The sequence below is a fragment of the Enterobacter sp. MGH 4 genome (genome assembly GCF_000534735.1).
Lineage (GTDB): Bacteria > Pseudomonadota > Gammaproteobacteria > Enterobacterales > Enterobacteriaceae > Enterobacter > Enterobacter intestinihominis.
In genome coordinates this window covers 431330-449678 of sequence record NZ_KI973289.1, presented here as the reverse complement: position 1 = coordinate 449678, position 18349 = coordinate 431330, and the positions used below count along the sequence as shown (strand labels likewise).

Here is an 18349-nt window from a genome sequence, read left to right as displayed (position 1 = left end):
TTATCCCCGTATATCTGCAATAAATTGGCTCAGCACGTTCTCTTTCTCGAGCGTGCGTTCGGCATATTCACGTGCCACCGTGTTCTCTTTTGGCATGGCGAGTGCCTGCTCAATTCCGGTCACCAGCGCAGGAACCGATTCTGGCTCTACGCAAACGGCAATGCCCGGGTAGCTGTTGCACAGCTGGCCTAATTCTGTTGCGGCTTCTGCCGTAATCACCGCATTTCCGCCCACTGCCAGAATGTTGGTCAGCTTGGACGGCAGCACCGCATCCGCCGCGCCGCGTTTTTGCACCACCAGATGGCAATCCGCCATTTTCAGCAGCGCGGGCAGCGCGTCATAAGACTGAAGCGGGAAGAAGCGGATGTTGGTCAGTCCGCGCTCGCTGGCCATTTTTTCCAGCCGCGCTTTACCGCCGCCCTGCCCGACTATCACGAACATCCACGGGTGTTCGCTCAGCTGAAGCGCGGCGTCAATCACGCTCTCCAACCCCTGTTTTTCACCGATGTTGCCTGAGTAAAGAATGATTTTTTGATCTTCATGCAAACCGAGCTGCGCGCGTAACGCCTGCGCATCCTGGTCTGTCACATCGCGGAAACGCGCCACTTCGGACCAGTTCGGAAAGAAGATCACCTTCTCCGCCGGGACACCCTTCTCCTGCGCCTTGTTCATCATCGAGCGCGAGATGGTCGAGACGTAATCCACGTTGTGCAGGCCGCTGCGCTCAAAGGCGCTGGCGAGCTTCGCCACCTTGCCGCCCTTGCCTTTCCCGGCCATCCCCAGCCCGAGCATGGCGTCCACTTCATAATCCTGAATGTGCAGCAGGGTGCGCGCGCCGGAGAGTTTGCCCAGCAGGCGCATGCCTGGCGTGCAGAACAGCGTCGGCACCACGCCGATGATGCGATCCGGCTTCCAGCGACGTTGCGCCATCAGCGGGAAAAAACTGCTCAGGGCAAAGCTGCCCAGATGAATTAAACGTTTCAGCGTCGAGGGCTGTTTCGGCACGTAGAGCGGGCAGCGCCAGACGGTCGCAGCCCCCTCTTCGCGGCGGTAGCGCCAGCTGGAATAGCGTTCGCCTACCTTCCACTCCGGGTAATACGGCGGGGCGGTAATCACCCGCACGTCATGTCCCTGGCTCGCCATCCACTCGACCATCTCGCCGGTGTATTTCCCGATACCGGTAAGCTCCGGCGAGTAGTTAATTCCGTAGACGAGGATTTTCATAGGCCTGGCACCTCGGCCTGACGTTCCGCAAGGAAGTACGCCCGACTGTTGTCATGGACGTTGTCGCTTGCCAGCAGCGCCTCTGGCGTTAACCAGCGGTAATCGTCATGCTGAGAATCAGGCAGACGCAGGTCTGCCTCACTCACCTTCAGGCGGAACCCCAGCACGACATAGTGCGTGGTGAACCCGGTGCCCGAAAAGTTATCGTCATAGAAGTGCTGCCAGACCCCGTAAAACTGGCCCGCTGCCATCGGCAGTTGCAGGCCCAGTTCCGCCAGAGTGAGACGCTCAAACGCATCGCTTAGCGTCTCATCCTTCTGCACGCGCCCGCCGGGCACGAACCAGAAGCCCTGTGCAGGACGATTGGTTCGTTTCCCCAGCAAGAACTCGCCGCGTTCGTTCTCCACGATCAAATCAATTGAGATGAGCGGAGTGGAACGCACCACCGTGGCAAAATCTTCCTGACTTAAAAACATCATTACCCCCGGAAGCGGTGCTGGTTTTCCAGGAACCACTGGTAGGTGCTGGCCAGCCCCTGCTCCAGTGAGACCTCGTGATACCAGCCCAGCTGATGCAGACGGGTCACGTCCAGCAGCTTGCGCGGCGTGCCGTCCGGTTTGGTGGCATCAAACACCACGCGTCCTTTGTAGCCCACCACCTGCGCGATGGTCTGCGCCAGCTCGCGAATGGTGCAGTCCACGCCGGTCCCGACGTTAATGTGCGACAGCATCGGCTCGGTGTTTTCCTGCCACACCTCGCGATCCAGCTCCATGACGTGAATGCTGGCAGCCGCCATATCGTCCACGTGCAGGAACTCGCGCATTGGCGTACCGCTGCCCCACACCACCACGTCCGGGGCGTTTTCGGCAGTCGCCTCGTGGAAACGACGCAGCAGCGCCGGGATCACGTGCGAATTGCTCGGGTGGAAGTTGTCGTGCGGTCCGTAGAGGTTGGTCGGCATCACCGAGCGATAGTCGCGGTTATACTGACGGTTGTACGATTCACACAGCTTGATCCCGGCAATTTTGGCAATCGCGTACGGCTCGTTGGTGGCTTCCAGCGTGCCCTGCAACAGTTCGCTCTCGGCGATCGGCTGTTTCGCCATTTTTGGGTAGATACAGGATGAACCGAGGAACAGCAGCTTGTTCACGTTGTGCAGATGCGCCGCGTGAATGATGTTGCTCTCAATCATCATGTTCTCGTAGATGAAATCCGCCGGGTAGGTGTTGTTAGCGACAATGCCGCCCACCTTCGCCGCCGCCAGATACACCTGGTCGATACGTTCGCTGGCGAAGAAGTCCTGCACCGCTTTGCTGTCAAGCAAGTTCAGCTCGTCGCGGGTGCGAACAATCACCTCAACGTCGCCGCGCTGTTCAAGCTGGCGGACAATCGCGGAACCCACCATTCCGCGATGACCGGCGACAAAAATACGTTGTTTTGTCATTCTCAGGACTCCAGCGCGATGGCAACCTCGTAGCCATGGGACTTGAGCAGGGAGTGTTTTTTCGCTGCTTCAAGATCTTTGGCCACCATCTCGGATACCATTTCTTGCAGGGTGGTTTCTGGTTTCCAGCCCAGCTTCTCGTGCGCTTTGGTTGGGTCGCCCAGCAGGGTTTCCACTTCAGCAGGACGGAAGTAACGCGGATCCACCTGAACAATCACGTCGCCTGGCTTCACGCCCGGTGCGTCGTGGCCGGTCACGGAAACAACGATACCCTTCTCTTCCACGCCGGTGCCTTCGAAGCGCAGCTTGATGCCCAGCTGTGCCGCAGCCATCTCAACGAACTGACGTACGGAGTACTGCACGCCGGTCGCGATCACGAAGTCTTCTGGCTGTTCCTGCTGCAGCATCATCCACTGCATTTTCACGTAGTCTTTCGCATGGCCCCAGTCACGCAGGGAGTCCATGTTGCCGAGGTGCAGGCAAGACTCCAGGCCCTGAGCGATGTTGGCGATAGCGCGGGTGATTTTACGGGTCACGAAGGTTTCGCCACGACGTGGGGATTCGTGGTTGAACAGAATGCCGTTACAGGCGTACATGCCGTAGGATTCACGGTAGTTCACAGTGATCCAGTAAGCGTACAGTTTCGCTACCGCGTACGGAGAACGTGGGTAGAACGGCGTAGTCTCTTTCTGCGGAATTTCCTGCACCAGACCATACAGCTCAGAGGTAGATGCCTGATAGAAACGGGTTTTCTTCTCAAGACCCAGGAAGCGAATCGCTTCCAGCAGACGCAGCGTACCCATGGCGTCCACGTCAGCGGTGTATTCCGGGGATTCGAAGGAAACCGCAACGTGGCTCATCGCGCCCAGGTTGTAGACTTCATCCGGCTGTACTTCCTGCAGGATGCGGGTCAGGTTGGAGGTATCGGTCAGGTCGCCGTAGTGCAGGTGGAATTTCGGGTTCGCCGCGTGAGGATCCTGATAAATATGATCGACACGTTCGGTATTAAATGAAGACGCACGACGTTTAATACCGTGTACTTCATACCCTTTTTCCAGCAGTAACTCTGCCAGGTAAGAACCATCCTGCCCGGTAACGCCGGTGATGAGAGCGACTTTAGACATGTTTATATTCCTCTACTTATGAATTTAATCAGTTTCAACGCGTTCGCGTATCACCACTGCGGGGTTGCCACGGCAAATTTTATTTGCCGGTAGCGATTTAAAAACGCTGCTGCGGGCACCGACTACCGTGCCATCGCCAACAGAAACACCGGGTGCAACAAAGACGTCTGTTGCCAGCCAGCATTTTTCACCGATCACAACAGGCGAAGCGGTAATATCAAAATGCGGGCTCATAAAATCGTGGCTGCCGGTGCACAAATAACACTTCTGTGAAACCACCGAATTTGCGCCAATCGTAATCTCGCCAAGGGTATATAACACCGCGTCATCCCCAACCCAGGCGTAATCCCCAAGCGTTAATTTCCAGGGATAAGTAATTTTCACCGAAGGACGAATGACTACGTTTTTTCCTATTTTTGCGCCAAACAGACGCAGTAAAAATGCGCGCCAGCGGTACAGTATTTGCGGCGACCAGGCAAATAACGTTGCCTGTACAGCCCACCACAGTTGAACTTTAATACCGCTCCCGCCCCGAAAACCTTTCGGCACGGAGAATCCATTTAATTCCTGCATTACGTTTCCTTATATCTCAGGCTTTGTTATATAAGGCTTTCGCTTTACCCGTCGTTTTCAGACGTAAGAAATAAGATAATTCCGCCCAGAACCCCGGTACGCGTAATATTTTACGCTGCACGTTTTTGGCATCCTGGCACAATTCCAGATTATTCGAGGTTGACACGCCGCCCATTGAAAATTCGGATACCAGTCCTTTAATTCGACGGAACGGGTAGCCAGATTTGTACAGGCTGGCGGCCAGGGCATAATCTGATGACACTTTATATTGCAAATCGTAAGGCTGCTTTTTCAGGCCGCTCATCGGAAAGAAAATAGCCTGATGGCTTGCCGGCAGGCTGTGGTAGATATACCAGCCTGGTTTCGCGCCGCGCAGGACTTTTTTCCCCTCGCCGAAATCAAGCAGCGCATCACCGATAAACATGGCATCTTCTTTCTTGCGCGCCAGCTGGCGTGCAAACAGCGCCACATCTTCATGGAACACGTCGCCGGAATTGAGGAAGATGGCGTAGCGCCCCTGCGCCATGTTGATGCCTTTATTCATGGCATCGTAAATGCCTTTATCTTTCTCGCTGATGTAACGTAAGTTGAACTCACCGTTAAGTTTTTCCAGGAACTCCGCCGTGCCGTCGTTCGAGCCGCCATCGACCACGATCCACTCAAAGGTGAGGCTCGGATCGCGCGCCAGGTTGCGCAGCGAGCGCCAGGTTTTTACCACCCCTTCGTGGTTACGAAAGGCGACAGTAATGACGCTAAGAAACATAAATCACCTCATTTCTTCATACGCTCGTAATATTCAGCGCTTTGCGCAAAATAAACGGACATACAATTAAGAATGCATATTCCGGGCTAAATATTGACCCGGTAAAAAACAACGACACCGGTGTGAACAGATAAAGTTGCACGCGAAAGTTCTGGTTATCACCAAACGCGTTAATCATCATTTTGAAAACTTTAAACAGATACCACAGTGTCAACAGTACGGCGAACCAGGAAAAATAGATAATTAACAGATACAGACCATTGTCTATGGTTTTACCGACATCCGCACCGTTAAAGATTCCGAATGAAGCAACATATTCGTAAAGTGAGCCGAATCTTACTACGCCATCAATATGGGTTAAGGAATAACCCACCATCACCAGTGGACCAATGATGCGATAATAGGACGACGAACCTTCCGTTCCCAAATCACCCAGACGTTCAGAAATGTACGGGAAGGCGAATATTACGCCCACTAAAAATACCGTCAGAGAAATGATCGCCAGCGGCAGTTTTTTCTTAATCGCCTCTTTGTTCAGGTACTGGAACGCCCACTCCAGCAGGTAAAACAGAATAAACGTCATTACCCCTGAGAACGACCCTGACAGAACGATTCCTGCAAGAATCATAGCATCGGTCTTGGGGGTTTTGATACCGAACTGTTTGATGCTGAGCCAAATTGAGATTAATGCCAGAGCAAAAAACGCCGGTTCAAAATAGAGCGCAGTGGTACGCTTGCCACCAAACTTAATGAAGTTCAGTACATAGCTGTTACTGTATATAAGATATTTCGAAATTATTTCCATCAGGCTACTGCCGCCTGTGAGAATAATTTGCGCCATCTCCAATGCCGCAAGCATAACAATCAGCCCGACGACAATATAAAAGAACCTGAGGATTTTCCTATAATTGTGCGGAGAGATAGTTTTAAAACGAATACTCCACACCATGCCAATAATGATAACGATATAAACAAACAGCATGGTGGAGGTGACATATTTGCTGGCGTCCAGCGACTGACCAAAGATGTAGTTAAACGCCGTCAGACCAAACCCGATCCCAAGCGCAATCATCAGCTTTTTGAGGTTAAGCTTATCAACGTATAGCAACAGCAGAACCGGCAGGAAGGTGACGATGGTGATTGGGAAGCTTTCACCGAGCTGGGCAATCTTGACGTTGACCAGCAGGTAGATCAGCGGCAGCAGCAGATAACTACAGATTCTGATAGAACGAGACATACTCCTCCAGCATCTGTTGTCCACTGTACGCTTTGCGGCTGCGGTTGCGGAACGATTCCAGGTCCGTGCCAAAAACAGCCTGCGCGATATCGGCCTTCGACAGCTGCACCAGCGGCAGCACCTCGTTCTCACTGAAGGTTTTACCGCCCGATTTCTCCAGCACTTCGCGCGCCGCGTCGCTGTGGGTGGCAATGACCGGCACGCCAATGGAGAGCGCTTCGCACAGGATCAGCGGGTAGTTGTCCACGCGGGAGCTGAACACCAGCGCGTCCATACCGTTGAGCGCGCTCATCAGTTTGCGCTTGTCGGTTTCAAACCCGTGATTCACCACGTTAGCGCCTTCGAACGGCGAGAATTTGCCGAAGGTATGCAGTTCAATTTTGTCGCCGAGCGCCATCATGTCGCGCACCAGCTGTTGGTTGGTTTTGCCGTCGTAGCGCAGGTCATGGGCGACGACAGCGATTTTCGGCTTGCCCGTGGTAATGGCTACGGGCGTCAGTTCGGCCAGGATCTCTTCCGTCGCCACATCAATACCGTTGTTGATAATCTGGCAGCGCCCTGCTCCGTACAGGCTATTAAAAGCATCTGCCACGTGCTGGCTTGGAGAGATAAAGGTGCAGCCGAGCGAGAGCATGTCGCGGAACAGCTGACGCTTGCCCTCAACCAGCTGATGCGCGCGATCGACCTTCACCGGCGGATAGTTGCTGAGCGTAGGGCATTTCTGGCAGTTATCTTTCCAGCCTTCGCAGCCGTCGGTAAAGGCGCAGCGTCCGGTCACGCTCCAGTGGTCGTGTAGCGTCCAGACGAATCGGGTGTCCGGCTTGTGCGCCTTCACTTTGCCACAAAACGCTACCACCTCTTCCAGATTCAGCCAGTAGCTGTGTAGCACGTGGAAGTGCAGCACAACCGGCCCGCGGGTGCGGGTGACGGTGCGGTAGAGATTATTCAGGTTGCCGAACAGGTCGCGGTTAAACAGGCGGAACAGCGCAATATTGGCGATGGAGGTCAGACGTGGCGTCTGCTTCAACACCTGCGGATAGTTATCATGGCTGACGCTTTTCTTGCCGCCCTTGCCGTAACCGTAAACAAAGCGCGACTGTAATCCTTTTTGCAGCGCGCGCTGGTGCAGATCCAGCGCTACGCCTGCCGCCCCGCCCTCTGCGAGGCGTACGTTAAATTGCAGAATGTTCATTTAATCACCTTCACGCGGGCTTTCTCGCCCACCACCAGCGCATTGTCCGGAATGCTGTCCAGCACCACGCTACCTGCGCCAACCGTCACGTTATTGCCCACGGTAATCTCCCCGATCATCACCACGTTGGCGCCCAACTCGACGTTATTGCCAATCACCGGGCAGGCCAGGCTGTCTGGCCCACGGTTGCCGATTGTCACCCCGTGGCGAATGGTGAAATCATCACCCGCGACGACGAACTTGTTGATGACGACCGCATAGCCGTGATGAATGGTAAAGCGGCGGCCAATGGTGGCAGCGGCCTGAATTTCATAGCCAAAAAAGCATTCGGTGATGATGCGGTACAGCACCAGCACCGGCGCGGCCCAGATGTTGTTCAGCACATTTTTTTTGCGCCACACCGAGCAAAAGTGCGCAATACGGTAGGCCAGAACCATGCAGCACGGGCGCAGGCTCCAGCTGTTAGCGCGGCAATCTTCCAGAAACATTATTTCCCCCGAAGCCCGTCAGCCAGACGCTTGCCGTTACGCACCGACAGCAGCGTCAGCAGCGTGCGCCAGTTCATGCGCTTGTTGCGGATCTGATACAGGGTAAAGAGCTGATACTTCCGACTGGCACGGTCAAACTTGTCCTTGTGCTTGCGGTAAAAATGGAAGTAGCCCGAGAATTTTTTCGGTGACGAGGTGATCTGCATCTCCCCGTGGTTGATGTGCAGGATCTGCGTGGCCTCTTCCACCTTCCACGGCTCGCCGTACTCCACCACCATCCGCAGGAAGATGTCGTAATCCTGTGCGGCCTTCAGCTCGGTATCGAACAGACACTCCTTAAAGCGCCAGGCCCAGGTAAATACCTGATTGCCAATGATGTTGCGCTTGTAGAACAGGCGGCGGGAATACGGTGATTTCGGATACAGCGGCAGGCTGGCCGGCTGCGAATAGACCTCGCCCTGACAGACATAGTCATTGGCATACAGAAACGCGTGGGTCACCAGCTGCGCTTTGTGCGACAGGAAGATCGACAGACGGTTTGGCGTCCATTCGTCATCATCGTCGATACCGGTCAGATACTGCCCTTTCGCCTGCATAATCGCCTGATTGCGCACCGCGCACGCCCCGGAGTTGATGGCGTTATGCGTGTACACCACGCGCGGGTCGTTCAGGTCTTCGACAAACTTTTGCAGCTGTTCGTAAGAGGAGGAACAGTCATCCACGATAATCAGTTCCCAGTTATCGTAATCCTGACGCAGGACCGATTTAATCGCGCGGATCGCCAGCTGCTGACGATTCCATGTCGGCATATAGATAGAAATCAAAGGGCGTTGTGTGCTCATGTATTCCTCCTGCCCCTCACCCCGGCCCTCTCCCCGGAGGGGAGAGGGTGAAAGACCGCACCAGGCAGTCCCCTCTCCCCTCAGGGGAGAGGGTTAGGGTGAGGGGTGTGGGGTGTGTTTTGTTATTTAGAGTCAGACTTGTATTCGTACTCGTAGTAGCCGTAATCCTGATAACCCGTCGCACGGCGGAAGATGGAGTTCAGAATGACCCCTTTCACCTCAATACCGTTCTGCTCAAAGCGGCTCAGGCTGGTTTCCACTTCCTTCAGGGTGTTCACCGCATAGCGTGCAACCATCAGCGTGGTGCCCGCATGACGCCCTACCACGGCGGCGTCGGTGACCGCCAGAATTGGTGGGGTATCGATCAGCACCAGGTCATAGTTTTTGCTTGCCCACTCGATCAGCTGCGTGAAGCGCTCGCTCATCAGCAGTTCAGACGGGTTCGGCGGTACCTGGCCACGCGGGATCAGGTCAAATTTCGGAATCGAGGTCGGCTTGGCGCTCTCACTGATCTCCCCTTTACCCAGCAGGATTTCCGACAGGCCGTTAACGTTGTTGGTGCCCAGCAGCTCATGGGTGTAGCCCTTACGCATGTCGCAGTCGATCAGCAGCACGCGCTTGTTGGTCTGGCTCACCACCGCCGCCAGGTTGGCACAGACGAAGGTCTTACCAATTGACGGGCTGACACCGGTCATCATCAGGACGTTGTTTTTGGCCTGCATCATGGCGAAGTGGAGGCTGGTACGCAGGCTACGCACCGCTTCAATCGCCAGGTCGGTCGGGTTACCCACGGCCAGCAGCTGGCTCTGTTTGTAACGCTTGACGCCCTTAACGGTTTTGACGCTGTCACGGGACTTCTGCCACTCCGAAAGCGGGATGCTGGCGTACACGCTGATCCCGTTCTCTTCCAGCACCTGCGGGCTTTCGATACCGCGGTTGAACAGCGAGCGCAGCAGCACGCCGACGATAGAGAGCATCAGGCCGAGAATAATGCTGCCGAGGATAATCAGCGCTTTCTTCGGCTTCAGCACGCCCGGCTGGGTAATCGCCGGGTCAACGATACGCACGTCGCCCACGGTGCTGGCTTCGGTGATTTTCAGCTCCTGCTGCTTGTTCAGCAGTTGCATGTAAACCTGCTGGCCGGATTCCACATCACGCGTCAGGCGTACGATTTCCTGCTGCGTCTTCGGCATCGCGGTCACGCGGTCATTCAGCTTCGCCTTCTCTTCTTCCAGGGTACGACGTTTCTCGAGCAGCGTGCGGTACGCCGGGTGACGTTTGGTATAGAGCTTGGAAATTTCCGCCTCTTTAAAGGTCAGCTCGTTTAGCTGCGCATCAATATTGACCATGGAGTCGAGAACCGATTTCGCCTCCAGCGGCAGGTCGACGGAGTCTTTATCCTGACGGTATGCGTTCAGCTTGTTCTCGGCGTCATCCAGACGGGCGCGCACCTCCGGCAACTGTTTACTGAGGAACGCGAGGCTTTTAGCGGCTTCCGCTGACTTGCGCTCAACGTTCTGCTCAAGGTAGTTACGGGTGATGCTGTTCAGGATGTCGCGGATTTGATCCTTGTCTTCACCGGTGAAGGTCATGCTCAGGACGCCGGTGTCCTTGCCGTTTTCGGTGACGGTCAGGTTGTTTTGCAGATTGTTGATCATTCCGAGCGTCGAGAATTTGGTGACCGTAAACTCACCGCCCTCGTGCGCCTGGATGGCACCAACCCTGATGCTCACGCCATCTTTGGTCAGCATCTGCCCCACTTCCCCGCGCGCGCTGAAGCCTGCGTCGCTGGTCAGCTGATACTGTTTTGGTCCCAGCACGGTCAGGGTAAAGGTTTGGTCCCCTGCCCCTTTTGGAATCACGAAGTCAGTCACTTTTACCGTATCGTTACTGCGCCCCATCAGGCGATCCCAGCCTGCGCCAAACACCGGGAAGGTGTTTTTGGTGACCGCGATATCCAGCCCCAGATCGTGAACCGTTTTGCCCAATACCAGGCGCGACTGGATCAGCTGAATTTCAGCCTCCGATGCCGGCGGCTTGTTGGCCAGCGCAGAGCCGATATCCTGAACCAGCGAGTTTCCGGTATTTTGTTCGATCTGCACCAGCGCGTCGGCGCTGTAAATAGGCGTCGCGAACAGCGTATAAACGATCGCCGCCACGGCAAAGATGGCGGTTATACCCAGCACCCACCATTTCGCTTCAATAACGGTCCCGACCAGGCGACCGATATCGATTTCATCACTGCCCGACGTCGGGGCGGCAGAAGGTCTTGTTTTTTCTGTCATTGTTATCCCTGCTGAGCTTTCAGTGCCTGCGCCCACTGGCGGGCAGACTGGTCTAGTAAGGTGTATACCGCCTCAAAGGCCTCGCGGCTCTTGCGATACGGATCGGGAATTTCGCGCTCACCATCCCAGTGACCAAACAGCATCACCTTGCCGCGCATCTCCGGTGCGATATCGCACAGCGCGTGAATGTGGCGTTTTTCCATCGCGAGGATCAGGTCATATTCCCGGCACATTCGGCCAGAGACCTGACGGGCAACGTGCCCGTCGAGTGAGAGGTTATGCTCAAGGGCGACACTTGCGGCACGTTCGTCGGCACCTTTTCCGACCAGCGCGCCCAGCCCTGCGGAGTCGACCGTTAACGCAGGCTGGTAATTTTTCAACAGCCTTTCAGCCGTGGGGGAACGGCAAATGTTCCCCACACACACCACCAGAATTTTGTTAAACATCGCGGCTTACCAGGTATGAATGTCGCTCGCCGTATCCGTCATGTAGCGAACGCCACTGATGGTAGGCAGCAACTGGTTGATCAGACGGTTCCAGCGGGCAACCGGCGCGGTGGTGACATAGACCACATCGTATGGCTGGAGACGGAACGACGTTGCCATGACCAGCGACGTCGCGTCGGACATGTCCAGCTGGTAGATGTTGGCAATCTTGCCTTTCGCGTTTTCGCCTTTGATCGGACGGATCACAAAGATACCGCTGGCGTTGGAGGCGGTCAGATCGATACCTTCCGCGTTGCCCAGGGCTTCGGTCAGGGTCATACCGCTGAAGTCCATCTTGAGGGTGCTCTGTTTCTTCACTTCACCCATCACGAACACTTTCAGATCGTCGTTGCGCGGCACGTAAAGAATATCGCCCGGATAGAGGAGACGATTCTGGGTCAGGTCACCGTTTTGCATCAGCGCCTGAAGCGAAATGCGCTGCTCTTTGCCGTTGTGGGTCAGCACCACGTTGCGCCAGTCAGCACCGTCGGTTAAGCCGCCTGCGGCATTGATCGCATCAAGCACGGTGAGCGGGACGTTGGTGATAGCCTGCTGGCCGGATTTGTTGACCTGGCCTGAGATATAGGCTTTCTGGGATCGGAACGCGGCGATATTAACGTCCACCTGCGGGTCAGCAATGTACTGCGCCAGGCGGCCGGTAATATCACTACGGATCTCAGCAAGCGTTTTTCCCGCGACGTGCACTTTGCCAATGTAGGGATAGAACATGGTGCCATCGGACTGTACCCAGTTACCGGTGTCGCTTGAGCTACGGTACTGGCCCGCAGGTGTGGTCAGTTCCGGGTGATCCCAGACGGTCACGTTAATGACGTCACCCGGACCAACGCGATACTGGTAAGAGGCAATTTCCTGGTCCAGAGACATATTTGGCTGAGCAACATTCGGACGTGGGCGTAATTGTTCTACCAGACGTGGGGTTAATGGGTAAACATTCACCATTTTGTCGAGATCAAAATCAGCATCCTGCTGTTTAATCACATCCTTGCCCATTGTTGACATATTGCTGCCGGGAAAGACCGTGCAACCACTCATCAAGGTCACAGACACCAATAATGGCATCAATTTCATTTTGGATTTCATCATTGATTATTTATCACTTTGGCAGAGTAATTATCCTGTGCAATTAAAATAAGCGCGGGTCGTGGTGACAATCAGAATGCAGTTAATCATTTAGCAATATAACTGGCATCAGTCCTAGAAAAAAGCTTATTCATCCATTGGCTATTGACAGAATAATTGAGGCTGATTCACACGCTTTCAGGCACGCTACCGCCCTTGGCTTTCAGTTACCAATCCACTGACTAAACAATGCGTTATGGTTAGACACCCTCTTGGATCAGGCCTTTTGAGAAATATATCCGCCACCTTAAACGGGTGATTGATAATGTATAACCTTCACCAAAGACTGAAACAAAAATAGCAACAAGGAGATTTAACATTTGATGCTGGAAGAATTGTTGCAGCTAACCTAATAGCAGGCAAGGAGACAACCGTCCTAATATTCGTTTTTAAGATTAATATTAAGAGCAAAGTTTTGAGGTTTTCGGATTTTCTTTATATTGACAAAATAGAGCGCCAGACCATTTATTGCGATATATCCTAAATATCGTCTTTTGTAATTAAATCTTCGCATTTAACTTATTTACACCGCCCCGCAAATGGGTTTTACCTGAGTGTAGCATTAAGAGAAATCTCACCCCGGCATTGCAATTTCCGTCTGCTTTATCCATGATCGAAGTGTGACATTAGTCATATAACAGAAGGTATTGCATTTACTATGGAATGGATTGCCGATCCATCAATCTGGGCCGGGCTGGTGACGCTGGTCGTCATCGAATTAGTGCTCGGCATTGATAACCTGGTGTTTATCGCCATCCTTGCCGATAAATTACCCCCTTCACAACGCGACCGCGCCCGCGTGACGGGTCTTCTGCTCGCCATGGTGATGCGTCTGCTGTTACTGGCCTCAATATCATGGCTGGTCACGCTCACCAAACCCTTATTCAGCGTGCAGGGTCTGAGCTTTAGCGCCCGCGACCTGATCATGCTTTTCGGCGGATTGTTCCTGCTGTTCAAAGCCACGGTTGAGCTTAATGAGCGGCTGGAAGGAAAAGACAGTGAAAACCCCACCCAGCGGCGCGGCGCTAAATTCTGGCCGGTGGTCGCGCAGATAGTGGTGCTGGATGCCGTCTTTTCTCTCGACTCCGTGATTACTGCCGTCGGGATGGTTGACCATCTGGCGGTGATGATGGCCGCCGTGATCATTGCCATCACCCTGATGGTGCTCGCCAGTAAAGCCCTGACGCGCTTCGTGAACAGTCACCCGACTATCGTCATTCTCTGTCTGAGCTTCCTGCTGATGATTGGCTTTAGCCTGGTGGCGGATGGTTTTGGCTTCCATATCCCGAAAGGATATCTGTACGCAGCCATTGGTTTCTCGGTGCTTATTGAGTTTCTTAACCAGCTGGCCATTTTCAACCGCCGCCGTTTTCTTTCCGCGAACCAGACATTACGACAGCGCACCGCAGATACGGTGATGCGCCTGCTGAGCGGCAAAAAAGAGGATGCCGAGCTGGATGCTGAATCCGCTGCGATGCTAGCCGACCACAGCGACGGGCAGATCTTCAACCCGCAGGAACGCCGGATGATAGAGCGCGTGCTTAACCTCAACCAGCGCTCGGTCAGCAGTATCATGACCTCCCGCCACGACATTGAGCATATTGACCTGACGGCACCGCAAGAGCAGATCCGTGCCCTGCTGGATAAAAACCAGCACACCCGCGTGGTGGTGACCGGCGGAGAAGAGGAAGAAGAGCTGCTGGGCGTGGTACACGTGATTGACCTGCTGCAACAGCAGCTTCACGGTGAGCCGCTCAACCTGCGCGCGCTGGTGCGCCAGCCGCTGGTCTTCCCGGAAGCGCTGCCGCTGCTCTCCGCGCTGGAGCAGTTCCGCAACGCGCGTACCCACTTCGCGTTTGTCGTTGATGAGTTTGGTTCTGTGGAAGGGCTGGTGACGCTCAGCGACGTGATGGAAACCATCGCCGGTAATCTGCCTAATGAGGTGGATGAGATCGATGCACGCCACGATATTCAGAAAAACGCAGACGGCAGCTGGACCGCCAACGGCCATATGCCGCTCGAAGATCTGGTGCAGTTCGTTCCGCTTCCGCTGGACGAGAAGCGCGAATACCACACCATCGCCGGTTTGCTGATGGAATATCTGCAACGTATTCCGCAGCCGGGCGAAGAGGTCCAGGTGGGGAATTACATGATCAAAACCTTGCAGGTAGAGAGCCATCGCGTGCAGAAGGTGCAGCTGATACCGCTGCGCGGTGAAGATGAGATGGATTTTGAGGTGTAAAAAAGCCGGGTGGCGCTTCGCTTACCCGGCCTACGGTGTCTGGCTTTTGTAGGCCGGGTAAGGCGAAGCCGCCACCCGGCACAACAGGCATCAGAGCTTATCGAGCAACTTTTTCACGTCCTTACCAGACTGAGACTCTTTATTGCGGTCCGCCCAGTCATTCAGCCGACGTTTCGCTTCATCCTGAAGGTGCTTACGCAGGATCTGATCGACCTGCAAACTGTAATTGAGTTCCTGCCATTTTCCGTACACGCGCAGCGGTATCGGCGTCTCTTTCAGGAACTCGACAAGCTGGCCTTCCCCTTCCCAGCCAGCCTTCACGCGGACGTTGAAGCGGGTGTCAACCGTCTCTTTCACCAGATCCAGCGCGCCGTTTCCGGTCAGCGCCAGCAGGGACGAGATTCCCTGCATCTCGTCGAGCGAGAGCTGACCGTTGTCGAGGGCAAGCTCGCTGGTAAAGCTGTCGAGACGGGTTGCGCTGTCGTAGTTTTCATTCGCCTTCACGCTGCTGCTGCGCTCTACCGCCTGCTGCACCAGTTGCTGGAAGTTCAGCCCTTCCATGCGCGAATCTTTTAGCTCAACGTGCGCCTGCCCCTTCCAGCTACAACGGAAGGCGTCCGCATCAATCTTCGTGCCGGAGAAATCCCCGGCCAGCGACAGCTGCCCCGTGAGGGAAATCGGGTAATTAAAGGCTTTCAGGATGGTGCCAATCTCAACGTTTTCCAGACGCGGCTGGAACGCGGCGCTGGCAACGTCTTTACGTACGTCCAGCGTGCCCGGCAGGGAGAGATTTCCTGCCCCCATTTTTCCGCTGAGCTCAGAGATGACCAGCAGGCCGTTGTGGTTGAACATCTGGCTGTTGACGTCAGTAAAATCAATCCCACGCCAGCGCACGCTGTTCGCTTTCAGCAGAATGTCGGCGGTAAATCCGCGCAGACCATTGTAGTCAGGCAGATCGAGACTGGAGGAGATCACCGGACGCGACTGCGTGACCTGGCTTTGCCCTACCTGCGCGACACCCTCATCGGTCGCATTCACCGTTTGGGCCGCGAGCAGGTTCTCAAGGTTCAGCTTGTCGAATTGCAGATCCAACACCCACTTGGGTTTCTCATCAAGCGTGACGCTCGCCTGCCCCTTCAGGGAACTGTCGTTGGCCTGGAGGTTGAGCGCGTTCAGTTCGAGCTGTTTGCGCTCTTCGTGCCACACCGCCTGCATCGTGCCCTGGCCGGCGATCCCCTTCGCGGGTAAATCCGCGCCGGTCAGCTGCCAGTTGACCTGCTGAACGTCCGCCATCAGCTGGTGCGGGTAGTCAGAGGCGTTCACGTTCGCATTCATCGACAGGTTGAGATCGCGCTGATTACGGTTGATCCGCCCGGAGAACTCCATGGTCGCGTGATGGTTGGCGTCCTGCTCCATCTTGAGGTTGATATTGCGGACGGTGATCTGTTCGTCATCCTCATGCTGGAAAACCAGCACGCTGTCAGCGACTTTCAGATTACCAATATCGAAAGACCAGCCGGTGTCAGACGGAACGTCAGGCAAAGTATTTTCACGCGGTGCGACCGGAGCATTCGCCTGACGAACGGCTTCGGTTTGTGGCGTAAGCTGAATCACCGCCCCTTTCAGCATCACCTGTTCAACCTGGAGCTGATGGGATAAGAGCGGGATGAGCGCGACATCAAGACGCATGTTATCCGCCGTAACAAGCGGCTGCGCGGCGCCCGGCGCGGTGAGCGACATACGTCCGGAGAGAATGCTGAGCTGCGGCCAGACGTGCCAGCGCAGCGGCCCGTCCAGCTTGAGTTCATACCCGCTGCGCGCTTCAACCTGCCGCACCATGTAGGCCCGGAAGTCATTCGGGTTAACCAGCAGCACCAACGCTGAAAGGCCAGCCACCAGCACCACCAGCAAAATCATCAGCGTTGTCAGAACTCTTCTCATGGCTTCCTCAGTGAACTCACAGATCAGTCTTTATCGATACGGCTGGCAACCGCACCCTGCTGGTCGCGATATTTTGCGTCCTGACGGCGGTTATAAGGACGGTCTGCCGGGCCGGTCAGCGGTTCGAAGCTCAACGCACCGATCATCATTCCCGGGCGAAGCGCCAGCGGCAGTTTACCGGCGTTAAAGAACTCCAGCACGATACGGCCAGACCAGCCCGGATCGATACGGTGCGCGGTGACGTGCACCATCAGGCCCAGACGCGCCAGAGAAGAGCGTCCGTCAAGCCAGCCGACCAGATCCGCAGGCAGCGTGACCGATTCAAAGGTCACCGCCAGCGCCAGTTCGCCAGGATGGAGATAAAACGCCTCTCCTTCTTCGATGACGATTTCGTCACTCATGACGCGATCCAGCGCCGCACTGACTTCGTCTTTCGGCCCGCTGAGGTCGATAAACGGTGCCGTGTGGCCGCTGAAGGTGCGGAACTTATTCCCCAGACGTACATCGACGGTCACGCCGTTAATACGCTCAACCGGCGGACGCGGGGTGATAGACAGGCGGCCTTCATCCAGCCAGGCTTCTATATCGCGGTCACAAAGACGCATGGCACTTTCTCCTTTCGTGCATCGCGCCCTGAATCCTTACGGCGTCAGGGCAAAACCAGGTTATCTCTGAACGGTACACAATTCACACGGCTTATTCAAAAAACTGACTGATTTTCGCTTTTAAGATATCAATGGCAATACGGTTTTTACCGCCGCGAGGCACAATAATATCGGCGTATTGTTTAGAAGGATCAATAAATTGCAGGAACATCGGGCGAACGGTTTTCTGATACTGCGCCATCACGGAGTCCATGGAGCGACCGCGTTCGTTAACGTCGCGTTTAATACGCCGCATCAGGCAGATATCCAGCGGGGTATCGACGAAAATCGAGAAGTTCATTGATTCGCGCAGACGGGCGTCGGTGAGCAGCAAAATCCCTTCAAGGATAATCACCTTCTTGGGCTCAATGCGGATCGTTTCCTGGGTGCGGGTATGTTCCACGTAACTGTAGACGGGCAGCTCAATCGCCTCGCCGCGCTTCAGCGCTTCCAGATGCTGGAACAGCAGACTGTGATCCATCGCACTGGGGTGGTCGTAGTTGGTTTTTACGCGCTCTTCCATCGAAAGATGGGATTGATCTTTGTAATAGCTATCTTCGGGAATAACACCGATATGCTCATCACCCACTTGTTCACGCAGTTCGCGATAAAGCGTACTGGCAATAAGACTTTTACCTGAAGCCGATGCGCCGGCAATGCCTATGATGACGCACTGATGAGACTTATCAGTCATAAATTTAGCGACCTGATTAACCTGGATGTAA

The 18349-nt window shown here is 54.9% G+C and carries 17 protein-coding genes; 1 reads left to right on the top strand and 16 read right to left on the bottom strand.

Going from position 1 to position 18349, the window contains the following annotated elements:
• From wcaI to L350_RS20135, 13 genes are all read right to left on the bottom strand, one after another.
• Window positions 1-1224 carry a colanic acid biosynthesis fucosyltransferase WcaI gene (wcaI, locus tag L350_RS20075; RefSeq protein WP_032623950.1) on the bottom strand — a complete coding sequence of 408 codons (1224 nt, stop codon included), beginning with the start codon at window positions 1222-1224 and terminating at the stop codon, window positions 1-3.
• Window positions 1221-1700 (bottom strand): GDP-mannose mannosyl hydrolase, encoded by a 480-nt coding sequence (locus tag L350_RS20080; RefSeq protein WP_072201098.1) that lies wholly within the window; start codon window positions 1698-1700, stop codon window positions 1221-1223. The genes wcaI and L350_RS20080 overlap by 4 nt, the downstream gene beginning before the upstream one ends.
• A 2-nt stretch (window positions 1701-1702) precedes the next feature.
• Entirely contained in the window at window positions 1703-2668 is a 966-nt protein-coding gene (locus tag L350_RS20085; protein ID WP_015572377.1) for a GDP-L-fucose synthase, read from the bottom strand.
• Between the two features lie 2 nt (window positions 2669-2670).
• Window positions 2671-3792, bottom strand: coding sequence for a GDP-mannose 4,6-dehydratase (gene gmd, locus L350_RS20090; protein ID WP_003863514.1), 1122 nt, complete (start codon window positions 3790-3792; stop codon window positions 2671-2673).
• Window positions 3793-3816: 24 nt separating this feature from the next.
• Window positions 3817-4365, bottom strand: a complete 549-nt coding sequence (gene wcaF / locus L350_RS20095) for a colanic acid biosynthesis acetyltransferase WcaF (protein WP_003863512.1) — start codon at window positions 4363-4365, stop codon at window positions 3817-3819.
• Between the two features lie 16 nt (window positions 4366-4381).
• A complete protein-coding gene (wcaE, locus tag L350_RS20100) occupies window positions 4382-5128 on the bottom strand; it encodes a colanic acid biosynthesis glycosyltransferase WcaE (RefSeq protein ID WP_032623948.1) in 747 nt (248 codons plus the stop codon).
• Between the two features lie 16 nt (window positions 5129-5144).
• Window positions 5145-6365: a colanic acid polymerase WcaD gene (wcaD, locus tag L350_RS20105; protein ID WP_022648637.1), complete on the bottom strand. Its 1221-nt coding sequence runs from the start codon at window positions 6363-6365 to the stop codon at window positions 5145-5147.
• Window positions 6340-7557 carry a colanic acid biosynthesis glycosyltransferase WcaC gene (gene wcaC, locus L350_RS20110; RefSeq protein ID WP_023300547.1) on the bottom strand — a complete coding sequence of 406 codons (1218 nt, stop codon included), beginning with the start codon at window positions 7555-7557 and terminating at the stop codon, window positions 6340-6342. The genes wcaD and wcaC overlap by 26 nt, the downstream gene beginning before the upstream one ends.
• Entirely contained in the window at window positions 7554-8045 is a 492-nt protein-coding gene (gene wcaB / locus L350_RS20115) for a colanic acid biosynthesis acetyltransferase WcaB (RefSeq protein WP_023300548.1), read from the bottom strand. The genes wcaC and wcaB overlap by 4 nt, the downstream gene beginning before the upstream one ends.
• Window positions 8045-8887 (bottom strand): colanic acid biosynthesis glycosyltransferase WcaA, encoded by an 843-nt coding sequence (wcaA, locus tag L350_RS20120; RefSeq protein WP_006811246.1) that lies wholly within the window; start codon window positions 8885-8887, stop codon window positions 8045-8047. The genes wcaB and wcaA overlap by 1 nt, the downstream gene beginning before the upstream one ends.
• A gap of 122 nt (window positions 8888-9009) precedes the next feature.
• A complete protein-coding gene (wzc, locus tag L350_RS20125; protein WP_022648640.1) occupies window positions 9010-11172 on the bottom strand; it encodes a tyrosine-protein kinase Wzc in 2163 nt (720 codons plus the stop codon).
• A 2-nt stretch (window positions 11173-11174) separates the two neighbouring features.
• Window positions 11175-11618 (bottom strand): low molecular weight protein-tyrosine-phosphatase Wzb, encoded by a 444-nt coding sequence (gene wzb, locus L350_RS20130; RefSeq protein WP_003862078.1) that lies wholly within the window; start codon window positions 11616-11618, stop codon window positions 11175-11177.
• Between the two features lie 6 nt (window positions 11619-11624).
• Window positions 11625-12761, bottom strand: coding sequence for a polysaccharide export protein (locus tag L350_RS20135; RefSeq protein ID WP_022648641.1), 1137 nt, complete (start codon window positions 12759-12761; stop codon window positions 11625-11627).
• 694 nt (window positions 12762-13455) lie between these two features.
• Between L350_RS20135 and L350_RS20140 the strand changes: the two genes are divergently transcribed.
• Window positions 13456-15039: a TerC family protein gene (locus tag L350_RS20140; RefSeq protein WP_032623947.1), complete on the top strand. Its 1584-nt coding sequence runs from the start codon at window positions 13456-13458 to the stop codon at window positions 15037-15039.
• A 90-nt stretch (window positions 15040-15129) separates the two neighbouring features.
• Here the strand turns inward: L350_RS20140 and asmA are convergent, their stop codons facing one another.
• From asmA to udk, 3 genes are all read right to left on the bottom strand, one after another.
• Window positions 15130-16980, bottom strand: a complete 1851-nt coding sequence (gene asmA, locus L350_RS20145; RefSeq protein ID WP_032623946.1) for an outer membrane assembly protein AsmA — start codon at window positions 16978-16980, stop codon at window positions 15130-15132.
• Between the two features lie 23 nt (window positions 16981-17003).
• On the bottom strand, window positions 17004-17585 hold the full coding sequence (gene dcd / locus L350_RS20150) for a dCTP deaminase (protein ID WP_006811250.1): 582 nt from the start codon (window positions 17583-17585) through the stop codon (window positions 17004-17006).
• Window positions 17586-17676: 91 nt separating this feature from the next.
• Window positions 17677-18318 carry a uridine kinase gene (udk, locus tag L350_RS20155; protein ID WP_032623945.1) on the bottom strand — a complete coding sequence of 214 codons (642 nt, stop codon included), beginning with the start codon at window positions 18316-18318 and terminating at the stop codon, window positions 17677-17679.
• Window positions 18319-18349: the final 31 nt, after the last annotated feature.